At 37.9% G+C, this 20,842-nt stretch carries 16 protein-coding genes and 1 tRNA gene; 7 read left to right on the top strand and 10 right to left on the bottom strand.

Translation table 11 applies throughout. The features are described from left to right. Positions 1 to 554: 554 nt before the first annotated feature. Both RU96_RS03610 and RU96_RS03615 read left to right on the top strand, forming a co-directional pair. The gene (locus RU96_RS03610) at positions 555 to 809 is read left to right on the top strand and encodes a hypothetical protein (protein WP_071864178.1); all 255 of its coding nucleotides are present in this window, start codon (positions 555 to 557) and stop codon (positions 807 to 809) included. Positions 810 to 820: 11 nt separating this feature from the next. Then, entirely contained in the window at positions 821 to 1,780 is a 960-nt protein-coding gene (locus RU96_RS03615; RefSeq protein WP_071864179.1) for a biotin--[acetyl-CoA-carboxylase] ligase, read from the top strand. A gap of 620 nt (positions 1,781 to 2,400) precedes the next feature. On the opposite strand, the gene menA is transcribed toward RU96_RS03615, so the two are convergent. The 4 genes from menA to RU96_RS03640 form a co-directional block, all read right to left on the bottom strand. Then, positions 2,401 to 3,357 (bottom strand): 1,4-dihydroxy-2-naphthoate polyprenyltransferase, encoded by a 957-nt coding sequence (menA, locus tag RU96_RS03625; protein WP_071864181.1) that lies wholly within the window; start codon positions 3,355 to 3,357, stop codon positions 2,401 to 2,403. A gap of 249 nt (positions 3,358 to 3,606) precedes the next feature. Continuing rightward, the gene (locus RU96_RS03630; RefSeq protein WP_071864182.1) at positions 3,607 to 4,689 is read right to left on the bottom strand and encodes an FAD:protein FMN transferase; all 1,083 of its coding nucleotides are present in this window, start codon (positions 4,687 to 4,689) and stop codon (positions 3,607 to 3,609) included. A 452-nt stretch (positions 4,690 to 5,141) separates the two neighbouring features. Beyond that, entirely contained in the window at positions 5,142 to 6,074 is a 933-nt protein-coding gene (gene pplA, locus RU96_RS03635) for an extracellular electron transfer flavoprotein PplA (RefSeq protein WP_071864183.1), read from the bottom strand. 351 nt (positions 6,075 to 6,425) lie between these two features. Then, positions 6,426 to 7,580 (bottom strand): peptidoglycan-binding protein, encoded by a 1,155-nt coding sequence (locus RU96_RS03640; RefSeq protein ID WP_071864184.1) that lies wholly within the window; start codon positions 7,578 to 7,580, stop codon positions 6,426 to 6,428. 276 nt (positions 7,581 to 7,856) lie between these two features. On the opposite strand from RU96_RS03640, the gene RU96_RS03645 reads away from it, so the two are divergent. The 4 genes from RU96_RS03645 (at position 7,857) to RU96_RS03660 (ending at position 12,269) form a co-directional block, all read left to right on the top strand. Next, on the top strand, positions 7,857 to 9,860 hold the full coding sequence (locus RU96_RS03645) for an NAD(P)/FAD-dependent oxidoreductase (RefSeq protein ID WP_071864185.1): 2,004 nt from the start codon (positions 7,857 to 7,859) through the stop codon (positions 9,858 to 9,860). A 304-nt stretch (positions 9,861 to 10,164) separates the two neighbouring features. Continuing rightward, on the top strand, positions 10,165 to 10,581 hold the full coding sequence (locus tag RU96_RS03650; RefSeq protein ID WP_071864203.1) for a NusG domain II-containing protein: 417 nt from the start codon (positions 10,165 to 10,167) through the stop codon (positions 10,579 to 10,581). Between the two features lie 15 nt (positions 10,582 to 10,596). Further along, a complete protein-coding gene (locus tag RU96_RS03655; RefSeq protein ID WP_071864186.1) occupies positions 10,597 to 11,145 on the top strand; it encodes a Gx transporter family protein in 549 nt (182 codons plus the stop codon). Positions 11,146 to 11,282: 137 nt separating this feature from the next. Then, positions 11,283 to 12,269, top strand: coding sequence for a polyprenyl synthetase family protein (locus tag RU96_RS03660; RefSeq protein WP_071864187.1), 987 nt, complete (start codon positions 11,283 to 11,285; stop codon positions 12,267 to 12,269). Positions 12,270 to 12,446: 177 nt separating this feature from the next. On the opposite strand, the gene gor is transcribed toward RU96_RS03660, so the two are convergent. Then, positions 12,447 to 13,796, bottom strand: a complete 1,350-nt coding sequence (gene gor, locus RU96_RS03665; protein WP_071864188.1) for a glutathione-disulfide reductase — start codon at positions 13,794 to 13,796, stop codon at positions 12,447 to 12,449. 175 nt (positions 13,797 to 13,971) lie between these two features. Here gor and gloA2 point away from each other — a divergent pair, with 175 nt between their 5' ends. Continuing rightward, positions 13,972 to 14,355 (top strand): SMU1112c/YaeR family gloxylase I-like metalloprotein, encoded by a 384-nt coding sequence (gloA2, locus tag RU96_RS03670; RefSeq protein ID WP_071864189.1) that lies wholly within the window; start codon positions 13,972 to 13,974, stop codon positions 14,353 to 14,355. A 237-nt stretch (positions 14,356 to 14,592) separates the two neighbouring features. On the opposite strand, the gene RU96_RS03675 is transcribed toward gloA2, so the two are convergent. The 5 genes from RU96_RS03675 to RU96_RS03695 form a co-directional block, all read right to left on the bottom strand. After that, complete coding sequence (locus RU96_RS03675; protein WP_071864190.1) at positions 14,593 to 15,837, bottom strand: peptidase U32 family protein; 1,245 nt, start codon at positions 15,835 to 15,837, stop codon at positions 14,593 to 14,595. Between the two features lie 272 nt (positions 15,838 to 16,109). Next, on the bottom strand, positions 16,110 to 17,033 hold the full coding sequence (locus RU96_RS03680) for a peptidase U32 family protein (RefSeq protein WP_071864191.1): 924 nt from the start codon (positions 17,031 to 17,033) through the stop codon (positions 16,110 to 16,112). Between the two features lie 254 nt (positions 17,034 to 17,287). Beyond that, complete coding sequence (locus tag RU96_RS03685) at positions 17,288 to 19,783, bottom strand: ATP-dependent Clp protease ATP-binding subunit (RefSeq protein ID WP_071864192.1); 2,496 nt, start codon at positions 19,781 to 19,783, stop codon at positions 17,288 to 17,290. Positions 19,784 to 19,788: 5 nt separating this feature from the next. Next, positions 19,789 to 20,256: a CtsR family transcriptional regulator gene (locus tag RU96_RS03690; protein ID WP_071864204.1), complete on the bottom strand. Its 468-nt coding sequence runs from the start codon at positions 20,254 to 20,256 to the stop codon at positions 19,789 to 19,791. A 420-nt stretch (positions 20,257 to 20,676) separates the two neighbouring features. Further along, a tRNA-Arg gene (locus RU96_RS03695) sits at positions 20,677 to 20,750 on the bottom strand. Between the last annotated feature and the right edge of the window lie 92 nt (positions 20,751 to 20,842).

Raw genomic sequence — 20,842 nt, forward strand, 5'->3', positions numbered from 1 at the left:
CAAATATTAAACTTTCGTAACAAAAAGCATTTTTTGCGGCTTTTGGGCATAAAAAAAACCAAAAGATAGAACGTTCAAATTGACCTTTCTACTTTTGTTTTCCTATGGCAAAGCCGAAACGGACAATAGATCGTTCCTGCTTCCTTCTTTTCATCAGATAGTTTTTGCTCTGTCGATTATACAGACGAAATGTTGTTTTGTCAATGGCTCTAAGCAAATCCAGCCGTTTTCCTTAATACTTTGTTAATAAAAAAGTTTTATCACATCTCACCTTGATAATTTGCGTCGAATATATCAAATTTTTCCTGTTTTTTAGTTAGTCGTCTTCATTTTCAGTAAGTGTTAAAAAGGTTGGAACTTTTTTAGTGAGAATACTCTTACTTATTTCTATTATTTCTAATTTAAAAAAGCTACATTTCCCATAAAAATGCAACCGTTTTAAACAAATTGCAATTCTTGTTCAATAATTAACAATTTTTTCGTGACATTTCATAAAAAATATTGTTCAATAGGGGTACTTTTATATTTGAATATTTTATTTGGAGTGTTTTTTTATGGAACGTATTAGCGGTCTTTTATTTTGGATTCCTGTTGCACTTTTTTTGATAATATCTGCCTTCTTTATTAAGTGGGATCGTCATAAAGCCATCTTAGCTTTTTTACTCGTACTGTTATTATTTTTCTTTCGCCAAGTACTACATCACCGTCATTTTGAATCGCCGACATTACTAGTAATTCGCATTGGCTGTCTTTTTGTTTCTTTTTTGGCGTTAATCCTTTATCTTTTATATGACCATAAAAATCGATAGGAGGTTTTTTAGTGACCACAAAAGATCAAGTTCTTCAACTTTTAAAACAAAGTCACGACACCTTATCAGGTGAAAAAATTGCCCAACATCTAGCAATTTCACGAACTGCCGTCTGGAAAGCCATCAAAGAGTTAGAAAAAAACGGCTATGTCTTTGAACACGCAAAAACAGGCTATCGCTACTTACCCCAAGATCACTTGGATGAAGAAAAGATTGCCCAAGGCCTGACGAATTTGACTGTCGTAACCAAAGCAACATCTGAATCTACTATGAAAGATGCGAAATTAGCACAAGTTAGTGGTGTTAAAGCACCTTTTCTGATTGTAGCGGATATGCAAACGGCCGCACATGGTCGTTTTAACCGTCCTTTTTTTGCCCAAAAAGGGGAAGGTATTTATATGAGTTTATTGCTAAACCCCAATCAATCATTTGCAGAACTGCCCCAGTATACTGTTTTAGCAGCCGTCGCAGTTTGTCAGGCAATTGAAAAATTGACAAATTATCAACCTGAAATCAAATGGGTCAACGATATTTATTTAGAGGGTCGCAAAATTTGTGGCATCCTATCAGAAGCACAAAGCGATTTTGAGTCTGGGGTGATTTCGCATGTCATCATTGGTATGGGCTTAAATTTTGCCATTGCGCAAAAAGATTTTCCAGCTGACTTACAAGCAAAAGCGACTTCCCTTTTTGCAGATGGCAATGCTTCTTTTGAACGAAATGTCCTCATTCATGAAATTTGGCACCAATTCTTTACTCTCCTGGCCGCTTTACCCAATCAAGACTTTTTAACGGAGTATCGTAAGCGTTCCTTTGTTTTAGGAAAAACGGTTAGCTTTAGCCAAAATGGCCAAACCTACAGCGGCGTAGCACAAGATATTACCGACGAAGGGCAATTGGTAGTGGAAACACCGCAACAAACTTTTACTTTAAATTCCGGTGAAATCAGCCTGAGCAAAATTGATCGATAGAAAAGCTGAACAAATGCGTTTAACTCTTTAGCATTAAGGCGGAATGATATGAAATTGCTCCTCAAATTTCTTAGCATTTCGACTTAATGTCGCCAAGAGTTCATTTGTGAAGCTAGACACCTAGAAAAGCATAATAAACATGGTTAGCTCTCAAGTAATAAGCCAAAATCTTGATAAATTGTTTCTCAAATTTCGCAAGATTTTGGCTTATTACCGTAGAGAGCTTGTTTATTATGCTGGATCAAAGAAAAGCAAAAGGAAGCGATTAGCTCTTTGGAAAAATCTCAAAAATTCGTTTGCTGGTGCTCTTGACCAGAAACTAACTTTTGAATTTTTCCCGAAGAGTTGCTTCCTGTGCTGGATCAAAGAAAAGCTAAATGAACTCGCACAGCTCGCTAGCAATAAGATAGAATTTTAATAAATTACTTTCCAAATTTCTTCAAATTTTAGCTTATTGTCGCAGCGAGTTAGTTCATTTTGCTAGACACTGAGAAAAGCTGAACAAATGCGTTTGACTCTTTAGCATTAAAGAAGAAATAATCAGTAAAAATCAATCATGTAATTAAAAAAGACTACGACAAAAGTTGTCGCAGTCTTTTTTTATTAATAAATCGTATTTTTTAGCGTAGCCATTGCCACACAAGGGATAAAGCTAAACAGATTACGTAAGCACTGTTAAAGAGCACCATATTTTTTAACGCATATACAAAGCTATGTGGGGCTGGCAATTCTTTTTTATGGGCCGCAAGATTTTGACGCACTTTTGGCAAGGTTAAAAAGACTAATAAAAGTGGCCAAGCAAACACTTGCAAAAGTACACCAGCTAAAATGGCAACATAGCTGGCATACATTAGATAAGAAAACAAGTGAATACCATTTTCTCGCCCAATATAATAAACCAAGGTATAGCGATGATTTTTAATATCTGTTTCCAAATCTCGCAAATTATTAGCCAACATAATATTGGCAATTGTACAAATCAGCGGTACCGCAGCTAAAACAAGAGCTGCTACTAACCAGAAATTACCGGTTAATGCAAATTTCCCACTGGCAATATCCAGATTTAAATACATCACATCGGGACTGGTTGTATTGATATAAACAACCATAGCGGTAATCCCTAAGCCCATTGTTACCCCACTAAAAACTTCTCCTAGCGGCATACGGGATAAAGGAATCGGACCATAAGTGTAAAACACACCAATAAAACAACAAACAAAACCTAAAACGAGTAGTAACCAACCCGTCAAGTAAGCCAAAATAAAACCTAAAACAGCCGCTACCAGTAGCATGCCCACAATCATTTGTCTAACCAAACGGGGGGAAACATTTTCTCTACCAATAACATTTTCTTGATACTTATACGTTTTGGAATGTGCTTTTTCAAAATCCATATAATTGTTAATCGCCGTTGTCGTCAAATCAAAAATCAGCATCGCGACAAAAAACAACAATGTATAACCCCAATGAAACGAATGATAAAAAGTAGCCGAAAAAAGTGCACCTACTAAAAAGGGAAAAACACTGGCGATTTTTGTTTTAATTTCTACAACTTCCAAAAAAACCTTTAAAGACATAAACCAAACTCCTTTTCATAAAAAAAACCAATTATGTTAAAAGTGAAAATAAAAAACACAGCTAAAGTCTAAGTAATTCACCATGATTTTAAGCATTACCAAACTTCATAAACCAAGTTAACTCTCCAGCAACAAGACGAGATCTTGATAAATTATTCTTAAAATTTCTCTAGATTTGGGCTTACTCCCCTACAGAGTTGATGATGTAAATATCTAAGAAAAGCTGCCAATCTCTTGGCAGCTTTTCTTTTATTTCAATTCGCTGCGATCACCCATGGTGTAGCCTGAATCTTTGCCAATTTTGAAATTGTCTGCAATTCCTTTTGTTACATAAATTTTATCATCTTTAGTCACAAAAATCGCGTCACTGCCCTTTTCGTGTTCTTCCACAAATTTCAGACCTTCTTTTACGCCCATTGCAAAGACTGAAGTCGATAATGCATCCCCGTCAATTGATTTGTCGGTGATAATTGAGACACCGGCAATATCATTTTCGTAGGGATAACCCGTTTTGGAATCAAAGATATGGTGATATTTTTTACCATCCACTTCTAAAAAGCGTTCATAAATTCCTGAAGTTACGATAGTGCGATTTTTTTCTTTAATGCTCCCCACAATCGAACCGCGACTCTTATTAGGATCTTGAATACCGACATTCCATGGATCACTTTCACCACGGTTACTATGACCTAAGACATAAACGTTGCCCCCTAAATCGACAATAGCAGACGTCACGCCTTTTTCTTTTAGGACTTTGACCACTTCATCTGTGATATACCCCTTAGCGATGGCGCCAAGGTCAATGATCATCCCTTTTTCTTCTAAATAAACTGTTTGTTCTTGGTCGTTAAATTTCACTTTATGATAATCAATTTTCTTTAGCGCGGCATCAATTTCACTTTGGTCCGGTTTTCTTGCATCATCAAAACCAATCCGCCACAATTGCGTAATCGCACCAATGGTCATATTAAAAGCTTCATTGGTTTCTTCGCTGTATTTATAAGCTTCTTTTAGTAAATAATACATATCACTGGTCACTTTAACTGGTTTTATGCCCGCTTGTGCATTAATTGCATCAATTTCTGAGCCTTTTTGGTTAATAGTGATTTTGTCTGCGAGTTCTTTGACACGATCAAACGCTGGTTTTAACGCATTTTCTTTCCCTTCATCATAAACGCGAATTCTAACATAGGTTCCCATCAAAAATTTTTCTTGATAATAGGGTTCTTCTCTTAATTTTGCCGTCTTTTTTTCGCTGTCACCTTTGCCACATGCGGCTAAAAAGAAAATACCGATGAAAGCGACTAGCAGAAGGCGCCAATATTTTTTCATGTTCTTTCCTCCTTCAAATCAACGTTTACATCATAGCCGTTTTTGACTTGTTTGCAAAGTCACAAGTTTATAAAAAAAGCGCTCACAACTAATTTTATGACTAATTTGAAATAACAAAGATAATAAAAAAAGACATTGTGCAAAATAACAATGGAAGCAATGAGTTGGTACAATCGGAATTTAGAATTTCTTCTTGGTTTTTTTCACAATAAAAAGAGTAAATTAGTAAAAAATGAAAGCTATTAGTTATTTCTAACCAAAAATGTGATTTTTGTTATTCCCCTCATTTTTAATCAAAGAAAATCAAAATTTCCACTTGCTCTTGATTTTATTTTTTTATAAAAAACTCTTCTTTACTTCCCATACGATTCAACTACGGCAGAGAGCGCCTAGTTGAAGTCGCAAAAACCCGACCACACGAAAAGTGCGGTCGGGTTTTATTAGACAAACTATTATTCAGTTACAATGTTGTCAATTTCGATTGGTGTAGTGTCGCCTTTTTCAGCGGCATTGATTAATTGTTCAGCGTAGATAATGAATGTGTGTGAGCTGTGAGTTGCACCAGTTACAACGTCCATATCAGCAGGAGAACCGTCTTCTTTGCCCATTGCAGCCAAGAAGTTTTTGTTTAATTCTTCGATATATTCTTTAGGACCAACGCCAGCTTTGTCTTTCATGTTCTTTTCGTAGTCAGCGTCATCTTTTTTAGATTTGCCGTCTGCGTTTAAGTTGTCGTAGTTAGATTCAGTAATTTTACCGTCTTTAACAACGATTGAGAAGTCAACGTGGTAGCCATTTTTATCATTTTTTTCTTTCAATGAGTAAGTGCCATCTTTAAGTGTTGCACCGTTGTCGATTTCAATTGTATCTGTGTTACCAGCTTGTGCAGCTTGGATTAATTGTTGTGCGTAGTTTTGGAATGATTCAAATGAATGAGTCGCGCCAGTTACAACGTCCATGCTTGATGGATCTTGTGCTGCCACTAACTCTTCGTTGAATTTTGGAATAAATTCTTCTGGTGAAATACCAGCTTTATCTTTCATTTGTTTGTTGTAATCCGCATCTTCTGTTTTTGATTTGCCATCTTCGTTGACGTTATCATATTTAGATTCGGTAATTTTGCCATCTTTAACTGTGATTTCAAAAGTAGCACGGTAGCCATTTGAATAGTTCTTTTCTTCTAACTTGTAAGTGCCGTCTTTCATTTCGCCACCGGCAATTACTTTTGCAGCTTCTTCTTTTGAAGATGATGCTGTTGTTTGTTCTGTTTTGGCAGAAGATGAACTACTTGCCGCACTGTCGTTGTTGTCTGGGCTACATGCACCTAATACTAAAGCAGAAAAAGCCAAGACTGTGAAACCTGCTACTAATTTTTTTGATTTCATTTCGTATTTCCCCTCTTCATTTCACTTATTCTTGTCACACACAGAGTATGTGATACATATTACATTGTAATTAAAGTTTACAAAAAGTCAAACGTTTCCACGTTTGTTTGCTATTCCTAAATCCTGTTATTTACTCTTTTTTTCACCATTTTTCCTGCTCATGCTATCTTTTGAAAAAAAATTCACATAACTCGCATTCAACCATAGATTTTGGTAACAACTAACAAAGCCATGTCACCACAAGCCTTGTCCCTCTTTGTCCTTTTATTTCCACTAACTTTTCTGCGTAACTTTTCACAAAAAAAGCTTCCAACTTAAAATAGCTGGAAGCTAAAAAATTTTTTATTAAAATTATTCAGCCGTTTTTTTGGCAGCGTCGATAATCGCTTGTAAATAACCAGCGGTATCAGCAAATGTTGCACCAGAAACGACATCAGATACTTTAGCATCTTCGCCTTGCCCTTTTAGATCACTCACTGCTTTTTCCAATTCAGCCACTGTTTTACCTTTTGCAAAAGCATCAACAGCATGAATATTTTCTTCCCAAGTTTGGGTTGCTTGTGCATGGTCTTTCATCAGTGCTGAATAAGCTTCGTTGTTGGCATATTTTGAACCTAAAACCAAATTATCTTTAATGCCTTCACCAAAAGCAGCATTAGAGTTAGGAACACCACCAAAGTCAGCAGGATCAACATATTGGAATTCATCCACAAAAGTTGCCGCAACTTTATCGCCGTCTAACGCAACAGTCACAGTAGCAAATGATTGATCCCCGTGAGGCGCTGCTAAAATCATGGCTTCTTTCAAGTCGGTGCTGCTAGTTTTTTCACCAACTGATACCATTCCTGATTTGGCGGCATCGACAATTGATTGTAAGTAGCCTTTTGTATCAGAGAATGTCGCACCTGAAACGACGTCAGAAACTTTTGCATCTTCTCCTTGTGCGTCAAGATCTTTCACTGCTTTTTCAACTTCTGCAATTGTTTTACCTTTAACAAAATTAGTAATTGCAGTCATGCTTTCATCCCATGTTTGGGTCGCACCACCATGATCTTTCATCATAGCTGAATAAGCTTTACTGTTTTCTTCCTTGGCAACTAAAATATTACCTGATGGGAAGTTTTCGCCTAATTTGGCATCGGCATTTGGCACACCCGTCCAATCATCACCTTTTTCAACGTATTGGAATTCATCCATCCGCGCTGAAAGAATTTTGTCGCCGTCTAGGGTTACGTTGACAACAGCAAATGACTTGTCCCCGTGAGGCGCTGTGTATAATTGGCGCATAACGATTGTACCTGCTCCTGGAACTTCAGCATTTTCTGTTTTACCGTCCGCAATTTTAACATCTGCGTTACTTGCCTTTGCTGATGAAGCAGTTGTTTGTTCTGTTTTCGCTGATGAACTTGCTGAACTTTCATCTTTTTTGTCTGGACTACAAGCACCTAATACTAAGGCTGAAAACGTCAAGACTGTAAAACCCGCCACTAATTTTTTGTTTAACATTTAATTTCCCCTCTTCGTCTCACTTTTTCTTATGTAACTTATGCCATACTAGGCATGTGATGCACATTACATTGTAATTAAAGTCCTTTAAAAGTCAACCGTTTTCAACATTGAGAAAAATTCACAATAATGGTCTATCTTCACAAGCAAATTTTTTCAAAAAAAGCACGTTCTAATAATTTTTTTAGGATAGACAAACAGTCTATCTGTCTGTATAATAGGGTGGATTGTGTAATAATTATCATACTATTTTTATATTTTAAGGAGCGATATTCAATGACAAAGAAAAACATTGTCGTTGTGGGTGCGGGTTACGCAGGTGTAGCCGCTACTAAATTCATGGCTAAGAAATTAAAGAAAGATGATGTGGAAATCACATTAATCGATCGTCATTCTTACCACACCATGATGACAGAGCTACACGAAGTTGCCGGCGGCCGCGTGGAACCTACTGCTATTCAATATGACTTACAACGTTTGTTTGCCCGTAAGAAAAACGTGAAATTAGTAACAGATACTGTAGTGGGAATCGACAAAGAACAAAAAGTTGTCAAAACACAAGCAGGTAGTTACGCCTTTGATCACTTAATAATTGGTATGGGTGGCGAACCAAATGATTTTGGTACCCCAGGTGTAAAAGAGCACGGCTTCACATTATGGTCGTTTGAAGATTCTGTCCGCATTCGCGAACACATCGAACACACAGTAGCTAAAGCTGCGATCGAACCAGATGCAACAAAACGCAAAGCAATGTTGACATTTGTAGTCTGTGGTTCTGGTTTTACCGGGATTGAAATGATCGGTGAACTAGTAGAATGGAAAGATCGCTTAGCAGAAGATTACAAATTAGATCCAAATGAATTTACATTAAAAGTTGTTGAAGCAATGCCAACAATTTTGAACATGTTAAATCGTAACGACGCTAATAAAGCAGTTCGTTATTTGGAAAAGAAAAATGTTGAACTTGTTTTAAATGCACCAATCGTTGAAGTTTTTGCTGACCACATCAAATTAAAAGATGGTTCAACCATTCCAACGCACACTTTAATTTGGACTGCTGGTGTTAAAGCAACTTCTGATGCAGCCGACTTTGGTTTAGAAGCTGCTCGTGGGAATCGTTTAGTTGCCAATGAGTACATGGAAGCTAAAGGCTACGAAGATAAAAATATTTATATCATCGGGGATTTGGTTTACTACGAAGAACAACCAAATACACCAACACCACAAATCGTTCAAGCAGCTGAACAAACAGGACATTGCGCTGCAGCTAATGTCGTTTCAGCGATTAAAGGCGATGGTGAAAAACACAAATTCAAGAGTAACTACCAAGGTTTCATGGTTTCAGTTGGTTCAAAATGGGGTGTTGCAGAATTATTCGGCAAAATCCATTTGAGCGGTTTCTTAGCAATTATTATGAAACATATCGTCAACTTGAAATATTTCTTTGATATTCGCTCTGGTTACTATATGTTCCAATACATGATGCATGAATTCTTCCATATTAAAGACGACCGCAATGTAACCCGTGGCCATTCTTCTCGTTATGGTAATGTTCTGTGGAGCGTACCACTACGAATCTTTTATGGTTTAGTTTGGTTTATTGAAGCCTTCAAAAAAATCGTCGGCAATGGCGAAGTGTTAAAACCATCAACTTGGTTTGGTGAAGGTTCATGGTTTACTGGTAACTCTGTTTTCCCTTGGACTTGGGATTACGCTAAAGAAGCTGCCACAACAGCAACTTCTGGGGCTGCTGACGCAGTCGGTGGTGCTTCTGCTACTGCTGCCACAACTGCTTCAAGTGTTGCCGATGCTGTCGGGGGTGCTTCGGGGGCTGCTGATGCGGCAACAAGTGGTGGTGCTGAAGCGGCAACGCATGCGGCTCACTTTGGTTTAAGTTATGCTTACGGTGAAGAACCAATGGCTGTCTTAGATAAAGCACCGGATTGGTTTAGCAGCATCATGAAAGTTATGATGCCAAATATGGATGTCGCAATGTTCTTCCAAAAAATGATGGTCTTTGTTGAAATTGGGATTGCACTTTGTATCATGGCCGGTTTATTCACTTGGTTAATGAACGGAACAACTATTATCTTAGTTGCAATGTTTTGTATGTCTGGGATGTTCTACTGGGTTAACATCTGGTTTATTCCAGTTGCCTTTGCTCTAATGAACGGTTCTGGCCGCGCAGTCGGTTTAGACCGTTGGGTAATTCCTTGGATTCAGAAAAAACTAGGTGGCTGGTGGTACGGCAAGCCGAAATCACTTTACAACCAAAAATAAACTTGCTGTAAGGCACGTAAAAAAGACCCGGGCAGTTAATGTCTGGGTCTTTTCTTATTGCGAGTAAGTTTGTGAGTTAGTAAAGCTTTTCTTAGTTCCAAGACAAGTTCCTATGTTAAAATAAAGATTGCTTAAAAGTTCCCGCTAAAATTTCGTTAAAATTTAGCAAACTAACTTTTTATTTTGGGTTAAATTGAAAGATTTTTAAAAGCTTCGTCTAATTTTTACCCGAAATAGCAATACTTACTTTTCATCTATTTTTAGAAATATACAAGTTTTAAAAGAAGTTAGAAAGGTGACTCCTTTGAAAATAAAAGAATTTATCAAAGCCAGCAAACTAAAACCCTGGGATTTTATCATCGTTATCTTTTTAATTATTGCTTCTTTTATCCCAACACTTATTTTTGGTTTGCAACAAACAAATGCACCCGTTACTACTAAAGTAGCCGTTTTACGGGTTGACGGTAAAGAAATTAAGTCTTTTAAGCTTTTTAAAGGCCAAAAAGAAACCTATCGTTACGAAGATAAGGATGGGGATTATAATTTAATTGAAGTAAAAGACGATCAAATCAGAATCAAAGAAGCCAACTGCGGCGACCAAGTCTGCGTAAGACGCGGTTGGGCCAAAGAAAATGGTGAAACTATTGTCTGTTTGCCTCACAAACTTGTCATTGAAGTACAAGGAAATACAGGAGGTGACGGCGACGATTTAATTTATTAATTAAACGTCTAAAAAATGAATCGCACACAAAAAATGATTTATATTGCCCTTTTAGTAGCACAAGGAGTGGTAATTGGGCTGGTTGAAAATATGATTCCTTATCCTTTTGCCTTTGCGCCTGGTGCTAAATTGGGTTTAGCCAATTTAATTACAATTATTTCCCTTTTCACGATGCCTAAAAAAGATAGTTTTTCGCTAGTCTGGATGCGACTAATTTTAACAACTTTACTAGGTGGAACCCTCTCGACTTTTCTTTACAGTATGAGTGGGGCCATGTTAAGTTATTTTGCGATGGCGTTTTTACGTCTTTTAGGACCAAAACGAGTTAGCATTATTGGGATTAGTGCTGCCGGCGGTTTTATGCATAATGTGGGGCAACTGCTCACCGCTTCTTTTATCGCCCAATCTTGGACCGTCATGTTATATCTGCCAATCTTGTCATTTTTTGGAATTTTATCTGGCATCGCAATTGGGATTGCCGCGAACTTTTTGTTGCGTCGCGTCCAAACGTTGCAAAAATTCCAAATCGCCTATGAGAACCAGACCAAGCAAAGTTGGCGTTAGTGCTAGCGATGCCTTTTCTGTTATCTTTACTGGGCTACCTGTGGGATAATAGTAGACACAACTTTTCTGTTACCCATTACCCCCGATTATTGAAAGGACCTGCATTTCTTACCTTTTAAAACCTAAAGGAGAATTTTATGAAGTTACATCCACTTTGGCAGGATTATCCTGCCTTACAACCTGAATTGCGCCAAACGTTGACGCTAATGGAAGATTCAATTAAGTTAAAAAACAAGCCTGTCGCTGATGCAATTTTAAGCATGATTCACTCAGGTGGTAAATTACTGCGCCCTGCTTATCAACTCCTTTTTTCTCAATTTGGCCCAGAACAAGACCGTAAAAAAGCTGTTTCTTTAGCTGCCTCGATTGAAATGCTTCACACCGCCACTTTAGTTCATGACGATATTGTCGATGAGGCGGATTTACGTCGTGGTCTGCAAACGATTCGCTCAGAGTTTGGTAATGCTGTCGCTGTTTACGCTGGAGATTTTCTTTTTGTCTGTTGCTTTAAATTAATGGCAGATTACGCAAGTTCGATGCGGAGTTTACAAATTAATTCTCGCAGTATGGAAAAAATTTTAAACGGTGAATTAGGCCAAATGGATACCCGTTACGATACCAAAGTGACGATTAATGAGTATTTAGAAAATATTTCCGGCAAAACAGCGGAACTGTTTTCTTTAAGTTGTTCGGTCGGTGCTTTAGAAAGTGGTACGAATGAACGTTTTGCCAAACAATGTGGGGATATCGGTCAAAATATTGGTATGGCCTTTCAAATCATTGATGATATTCTAGACTATTCCCAACCAGCTGAAGTAATCGGTAAACCCGTCTTAGAAGATGTACGCCAAGGAGTCTATTCGCTACCATTATTATTAGCCTTACAAAAAGCGCCCCAACAAGTGCTTCCGCTGTTAGAAAAGCGCGGGAAAATTACAGATGAAGAAGTGGAAACCCTATATGGTTTTGTCCACGAATTCGGTGGTGTAGAAGCAGCTAAAGCCTATGCCAAAGACTATACAGATAAAGCCTTAAAAGGCATTAAAAAGCTCCCAGATAACGATTTAAATACCAAAGCAACCCTTTTACGCTTAACCCAGACAATTTTAGAGCGCAAAGATTAGTAAAAGCCAATATCTGTATTGAAATAACTATAAAAAAGAACCCAGCTACAGTTAGACTTTATCCTAACTGTAGCTGGGTTCTTTTAAGTTAAAAGTATTCATCTCATCCATTAAAACGTAAAATTTAATGGAATAATATATATTCTATCAAAATAACATCCATCTGTACTAGTAACCTTAGCGCATCGTAACAAACTCTTCTGCGCCTGTAGGGTGAATCGCAACGGTATTGTCAAAATCAGCTTTTGTTGCGCCCATTTTGATGGCCACAGCAAAACCTTGTAACATTTCATCTACCCCGACACCAATTGCATGTAAGCCGACAATTCGTTCTTCTTCCCCGACACAAATCAACTTCATTTCGCATTTTTGGCGGTAATCATTTAAAGCAAAATACATCGGTGTAAAACGCGAACGATAGACTTTTATTTTTTCATCTGGATATTTTTCATAAGTTTGTTCTTCGGTTAAGCCAATTGTCGCAATGGGTGGATGCGTAAAAATGACAGTTGGAATTAAGTCATAGTCCAAATGCAAATCGGTCTTGCCGTTAAACAAACGTTCTGATAAACGCCGACCAGCCGCAATTGCAACTGGAGTCAAATCAACTTTACCGATAATATCGCCGACTGCATAAATACCAGCTACAGAAGTATTTTGAAATTTATCCACGACAATAAAACCACGATTGTCTAATTTCACCCCAATTTTTTCCAAACCGAGTTTTTCAGTATTTGGTAGACGGCCACCAGCAAATAAAACTTTTTCAGCTGTATGACTGACGCCATTTTCAAATATTACAGTAAACGTGTTGTCCTCATTTTTAATAATTTCTTTGGCCACATGTTCTGCACATAACGTCACACCATTATCTTGATACATTTCAACTAAATTATCGCTAAGCATTGTATCAAATGTTCGTAAAGGTCGACCTTGGCGATATGCCCAAGTGGTTTTAATGCCCATTTGTTGGGCCATGCCAGAAAGTTCTGCTGCAATATAACCTGCGCCTAGGACAATCATGCTGGCAGGTTTTTCAGTCATTGCAAAAAAGCCGTCTGAATCAATCGCATACTCGCCCCCTGGGATATTCATCTGACTTGGACGACCGCCAGTCGCAATCAAAATATGTGGTGCAGAAAATACTTCCTCACCGACTGCAACTGTTTGTGCGTCTACAAATTTAGCGTAGCCTGTGACGACATCGACTTTGTTACTGTCCAACCCTCTTTGATAGGCACCGTGTAAAAATGAGATGTATTTTTCTCTTTTAGTGACTAAATCGGTAAAATCAAAGTTTTTCACATCCGCTGTAATACCATAGCTTGGTGCATCACGGTGAATCATCTCTAACATTTCACTGGCTTGCCACATCACCTTTTTCGGTACACAACCGACGTTAACACAAGTTCCGCCAAGTGCTTTTCCTTCAATCAGTAGCACTTTTTGACCGTACATCCCCGCGCGATTGGCTGAGGCAATACCGCCACTACCACCACCGATGACAATATAATCATAACTTTTCACGTTATTCTCCCCTTCGTTACTTCAGGATTACCATATTTTTCAATATCTGTATTGTACTTGAAACAAAAATGATTAGCTAGTAGGCTGTTTATAGGCTAAAATTATTTAAAATTTAGCGTTAACACCCCACTATTTTGCGTAATAGTAATTATTAGACTATAAAAGGAGTACAACCATGCAAAAATTCTCCCAAATTCATCACGTTGCCATCATCGTCTCTGATTTAGCTGCGGCCAAACATTTTTATGTCGATATTTTAGGCTTGCCGATTATCCGCGAACATTATCGGCCGGAAAAAAATGATACAAAACTCGATTTACAATTAGATAATTGCGAGCTGGAAATTTTTGCGGTTTCAAATCCACCCAAACGACCTAGTTTCCCCGAAGCCGCGGGATTACGTCATCTAGCTTTTAAAACAGATGACATCACAGCTCAAGTTGCTTACTTAAAAGCAAATGGTGTCCGTTGTGAAGAAATCCGCCATGATACTTTCACCAATGAGAAAATGACCTTTTTCTTTGATCCCGATGGACTCCCCCTTGAATTACATGAATAAACTCAGAAAAGCTGAGCAAACGTGGGTAACTCTCAAGTAATAAGATGGAATTTTAATAAATTGTTTCCCAAATTTCTTCAAATTTCAGCTTATTACCGTAGAGAGTTCCTAGTGAAAATCAAATAATTGATTTACCTACAAAAAAAGCCTGCCTATGGGCGCAATCGTGAAGGGTTAGACAAAAATCTAACGCTTCACGATCTGCACATTTAGACAAGCATTGTTTATTCATAGCAATTATTCTTTTTTCTTACGAATCATATCGCCAACTGCGACATCCTGAACAACAGGCATTGTTAAAATCATCATCGGATTTGGAGCGCGATCAATCATTTCTCCCTCATCATTTTTCATCCATTCAACAGATTGTTCAAAATGCTTAAAGCCTGGTGAATAAAATTCAATTTCATCCCCAACTGAAAAATGATTCCGTTGGCGAATGGTAGCAATTTTTGTGGCCGGATCATAAGCCATTACTTCTCCGACAAATTGGTATTGCGGAATTTTGCGACGAGGACCAAATAATTGTTCATTTTCACTTGGAGTATGGTAGTAAAAGCCTGTAGACAGCTCTCGTTGTGCCACTTTCCACAACTCATCAATCCATTCTTGTTTGCACACGTAATTTTCAGGGTCTGCAATATAACTATCAACTGCCGCTTTATAAACATTTGCCACAGTTGAAACATAGTGAATAGATTTCATCCGTCCTTCAATTTTTAAACTATCGACACCATTTTCGATTAAATCTGGAATATGTTCAATCATCGTCATATCGACTGCACTCATGGAAAATTCTTCGGTTACTTGTCCTTTGTCAGTCAAACTGCGATGTTGTTCTGTACCAAAAGGCATATCATATAATTCATATTTCCAGCGGCAAGATTGAGAACAGCCGCCTCGATTGGCATCACGCATCGACATGTGATTTGATAACGTGCACCGACCTGAATAAGAAATACACATTGCGCCATGAATAAAAGCTTCAATTTCAACATCGGTATTTTTGCGGATTTCCGCTACTTCTGCCATAGAAACTTCCCGTGCTAAAACGACGCGTTCTAAACCTTCATTTTTCCAAAATTCTAATGTTTCAAAATTGGTTGCAGAAGCTTGTGTTGATAAATGAATCGGTAATCCCGGAGCTTCGGTAGCACAAATTTCAATTAAAGCTGGATCAGATACAATAACCGCACTAATCCCGACATCTCGTAATTCACGGAAAAATTCACCGGCCCCTTCTTCATTGCCTTCATGCGTTACCATATTGGCTGCCACGTATACTTTAGCATTGTGGGCTTTAGCAAAGGCTACTCCTTCTTGCATATCTTCATACGTGAAATTTCCCGCGCGACTACGTAAACCGTAAGCATTCCCACCGATATAAACTGCATCCGCACCGTAGTGAATTGCGGTTTTTAATTTTTCCAACGTCCCTGCCGGAGCTAAAACTTCCGGACGTTTCAAGACTTTTTGTGTCATATTTTTTTGTCACTCCTACTTTAGTGTTAAAAAGACTGAATCAAAAACTGCCATTAAGCGCAACTATCTGTAAAGGCATTTTATAACATTTCAGGTATGGGCTTAAAAACCAGTTGGCAGCATCTTTTATAATACGATTTCTTGGCTATTAAAAGCATTGCTAAAAAATGAAATAAGTTTAAACCCGACGAAGCCTTTTTATTTTGGTGGCTACTTAAGCGGTATGTTTTTACTTTTTTCACCTTTTAGGCTGCAACTAAGTTCAAATTCTTTTAACGAATTTTATTCGGGTCTAAATAATAAAAGCCTGTATCTAACCCACGCTTTTCTGGATGCAAAGCATGCAGTTTTTCATCAAGTGTTTTGGCTTGCGCTTCATCCCACGTACCAGCTAAAATTGCAGCTTTTGCCGTTACAAACAATTGCGCCACAGCCACAAAATTTTCTTCATCGGTAAATAAGCCGTCTAATTTCCAAGTCTTAAAGCCAGTATTAGCTAATTGATCTAACTCATTCATTAAATCCAAGTCATTATCGGCAAAAATATGGGTGCCGTGACTGTCTTCATAAATGGAGTAGTGGGTTTCGGGCTTTTTCGGCTCAGATAAGAATAAATTACGCTCTTTACTCGTACTTTCATCTTGTTTTGTATAATTATAATAGTTTTGTAAAAGCGGACGCTTGGATTGGTGAATACAAGTGGCGCCATAAACTAAAACTTCGGTTGGGATTGTTAATTGCGGTGCTAATTCTTTCATTTCCGCAAACGGAACTTCTCTGGCTAAAACCGCTCCGACAGCACCTTTTTTACCCCAAAAATTAATTTGCCGCGCACTGGTCACTAACGTTTCGCCATCATAAACAAAAGGAATCGCTAATTTTTCATCTTGTGACATAACATAAACGACACCCGGATCACCGACGACAATTTGATCGGCACCAATTTCTTTGACAAAGGCCAAGTATTCTGGCACAATTTTCATTTTTTCTGGATGCATAATGCCATTGACGGCAATTGCTGCTTTTTTCCCGGCAGCATGGGCTAAATTGACTAATTCCCGTTGTTCCGTGCGTGAAAATGAATACGGTAGGCGTAATCCAAATGTTTCTTCCCCAAAATAAATGGTATCTACGCCAGCAGCTAATAATGCTTTAGCTTGCGCAACTGAAGCTACCGTTGTGATTAATTCAATCATCTTCTTCCCCCTTTAATAACTCAATTATCTTATCACAGGGCGTGTCATTTTAGAAGTAGCAATCAAAAATCCCACTATTTTTAAATAATTACGTGCTGCAAAATAAGAAAAACTAAAAAGATTGCTCTACTCCTCAAACAATCAGACAAAAGTTTGACGAATTACATAGCAATTTTTTGATCTCTTAGCGACAAAAAAAGCCACAACGCTACGAAATCTCGTAACATTGTGACTTTGATAAATTCAGTTAAAACTTAAGCTTTTTGCAATTTACGTTTTTCGGTTGCTTCTTTGACCGTTAACGTAATCTTACCTTTTTTCGCACCAATTGTAACGTTATCTCCCAAATGAATTTGGCCAGATAACAACGCTTCAGATAATCGATCTTCCACTTCTTTTTGGAGCGCCCGCCGAATTGGACGTGCCCCGTATTCTGGATCAAAACCTGCTTTACCAATTACTTCATTAGCAGCTGGAGTAATCTTCAAGTGAATATCTTGTTCGTCTAAACGTTTTACAATGGATTTACTCATGATTTTCACAATTTGCTGAATTTCTGCTTCACCTAATGAACGGAAGACCACAGTTTCATCAATTCGATTTAAAAATTCAGGACGGAAGGCTTTTTTCAACTCTTCCAAAATACGTTTTTGCATCGCGCCATGATCTTTAGTAATATCCGTCACGTTAAAACCAACATTTTTCTCTTCCCGAATTTGCGTAGCGCCAATATTTGAAGTCATAATTAAAATCGTATTGCGAAAATCTACTTTTCGTCCTTTCGAATCTGTCAAATGACCATCATCTAAGACTTGCAATAAAATATTAAAGACATCTGGATGCGCTTTTTCTACTTCATCTAATAAGATTACCGAATAAGGTTTAGAACGGACTTTTTCTGTTAGTTGGCCCCCTTCATCATATCCCACATAACCAGGAGGGGAACCAATCAAGCGACTGGTACTATATTTCTCCATAAATTCTGACATATCAACACGAATTAAGGCATCTTCACTGCCAAACATCGCTTCAGCTAAAGTCTTGGCTAGTTCCGTTTTACCGACCCCTGTTGGCCCTAAGAACATAAACGAACCGATCGGACGATTAGGATCTTTCAAACCACTTCTAGCCCGTCGAATAGAGCGTGCGACAGCTTTCACCGCTTCGTCTTGACCAACTACACGTTGATGCAAAATTTTCTCTAAATCTAATAAGCGTTCGCTTTCTTTTTTCTCCATTTGTTGTAATGGCACACCTGTCCATTGGGAGACAACAGTTGCCACATCTTCTGCTGTAACGTGATCTGCAAAACCAGATGCTTCTTTTGTTTCCGCAAAGGCTAATTCTGCTAAACGTTGGCTTAATTTCTTCTCTTTTTGTCGTAGACGAGCAGCCGCTTCAAAGTTTTGATTTTGAATCGCTTCTTCTTTTTCACTCATTAAGTTAGCAATATCTTCTTGTAAACCAATAATTTCAGAAGGTTCGTCGGCTTTATCTAAGCGGACTTTCGCCGCAGACTCATCCATTAAGTCAATCGCTTTATCCGGTAATTGCCGCGAGTTGATGTAACGTACTGATAATTGGACAGCCGCATGCAAGGCATCGTCAGAAATTTCAACGCCATGGTGTTCTTCGTAGCGCGGACGTAAGCCTTTTAAGATTTCTTCTGCTTCTTCAGGAGTTGGCTCATCAACTTGCACACGCGCAAAACGCCGTTCCAAAGCGGAGTCTTTTTCAATATATTTTTGATACTCATCCAGTGTGGTGGCACCGATTGTTTGCAATTCTCCTCGCGCTAGCGCTGGTTTTAAAATATTAGAAGCATCAATGGCACCTTCTGCTCCCCCTGCGCCGATTAAAGTATGCAGTTCATCGATAAATAAGATAATTTGACCATCGTGATAAATTTCGTCAATGATTTTCTTCATCCGGTCTTCAAATTCACCACGATATTTTGTACCGGCTACAAGTGAACCCATATCTAACATCATCAAACGTTTTTGCTGCATATCTTCTGGAACTTCACCGCGAACGATTTGTTGCGCTAGCCCTTCTGCTATAGCTGTTTTACCAACACCTGGTTCGCCAACTAGAACAGGATTATTTTTAGTTCGACGAGAAAGAATTTGAATCAGACGTTTTACTTCTTTGCTTCGGCCAACTACAGGATCCAGACGATTTTCCCGCGCCAATTTAGTCAGATCACGAGCCAAACCATCAAGTGTTGGAGTTCCTTGTTGTGTTCCTTTTGTACCTTGAGTAGGACGACGACGGCCACCTAAACTATTATTAGGGGCTTTACTTTCGCTAACTCCCATTTTCTTTTTCAAAATTTGGCGCATTTTGGCTAAACTCAAACCGAGATTGATCATAATGCGAGAAGCTAAAATTTCATCATCTCGTAAAAGACCCAACAATAAATGTTCCGTCCCAATATTAGGAGCCCCTAGGCGTTTGGCTTCATCACCAGCATAAGCAAAAATTTGCTTTGCTCGAGGTGAATAAGGTAAATATGCACCGGCTGGATAAGATTTCATCGTACCATAACCAGTTAAGTGCTCAATTTCTTCTCTTATATCGTTTTCTGAAATATTCATTTCCCGCAAGACTTTACCGGCAATGCCGTCTTGTTCAATAATCAAAGCCAGTAACAAATGCTCTGAACCAACGGATTGATGTTTAAACGTTTTGGCTTCTTCTTGGGCAACCGTTAAAACTGCTTTGGCTTTTTCTGTAAATAATTCATCCATCTGACTCACTTCCTATCTTCATAACTTAATCGTTCCAACACCGCGTGGAGCATGCTAGCGCGAATTTCATCTTCATTTTTAAAATGTCCTAACGTATTTTTAGCTAAAGCAGCTAAAATCAAATTACCTTCAGTTTTGGTTAAAATATCTTCTTCATACAATTTTTGAATAATTGCTAATGCATCTTTTTCGCTTAATTCATCGGCAAAAAGCTGATCAACTTGCTCTAAGAAGCGATGATTATCTGAAATTTTAATTTTTTCAATCCGGATATAACCGCCACCACCACGTTTACTCTCTACTACATACCCTCTTTGAATGGTAAAGCGAGTATTAATGACATAGTTAATTTGGGATGGCACACAGTTAAACAAATCAGCCATCTCGGTACGTCGGATCTCGATCATTTCGCTATCTTCCAGAATTTTTTTCAAATAAGCTTCTATTAAATCGGAAGTATTGTGACGACTCATCATTCGTTTTCCTCCCTTGACTAATTCTGACCTTAATTATACCCAACTTAGTAAGATAATTAAAGGAACACGATTGTAACACAATATTCTGTTAAGAATTAACTCTTATCTGGATAAAAGCGCAATTTTAGAGAAAATAAAAGAAACTTCTATCTTATTTTACCGTAAATTCCAAGAATGTAAAAATTTAAAAAGAAATCGTATAAACATGCAAACTAACTAACACGCTTAATTTTCCTTTCTATTCATTTGAATAAATAATAATGCATAACTTATTTTAACATAGCTGAAATATTTACAAATTCAAAACCATCACATGATTATACCAACATCACTTAGTTACCCAGAAAAAAAATTAGCGTAATATTTCAAATTTCAAGAAAACAAAAAAACGAAATCAGCAATGTGATTTCGTTAAGACGCGCCCAAGAGGAGTCGAACCCCTAACCTTTTGATCCGTAGTCAAACACTCTATCCAGTTGAGCTATGGGCGCATAATTATTAAATTAAGTTTGATAATATTATAGCCTAAATTCTAAAAGAAAGAAAGCCAAAAATAAAAAAAATCGGGAAGACAGGATTCGAA

Origin of the sequence: Enterococcus canintestini (genome assembly GCF_001885735.1) — a bacterium.
Classification (GTDB): domain Bacteria; phylum Bacillota; class Bacilli; order Lactobacillales; family Enterococcaceae; genus Enterococcus_C; species Enterococcus_C canintestini.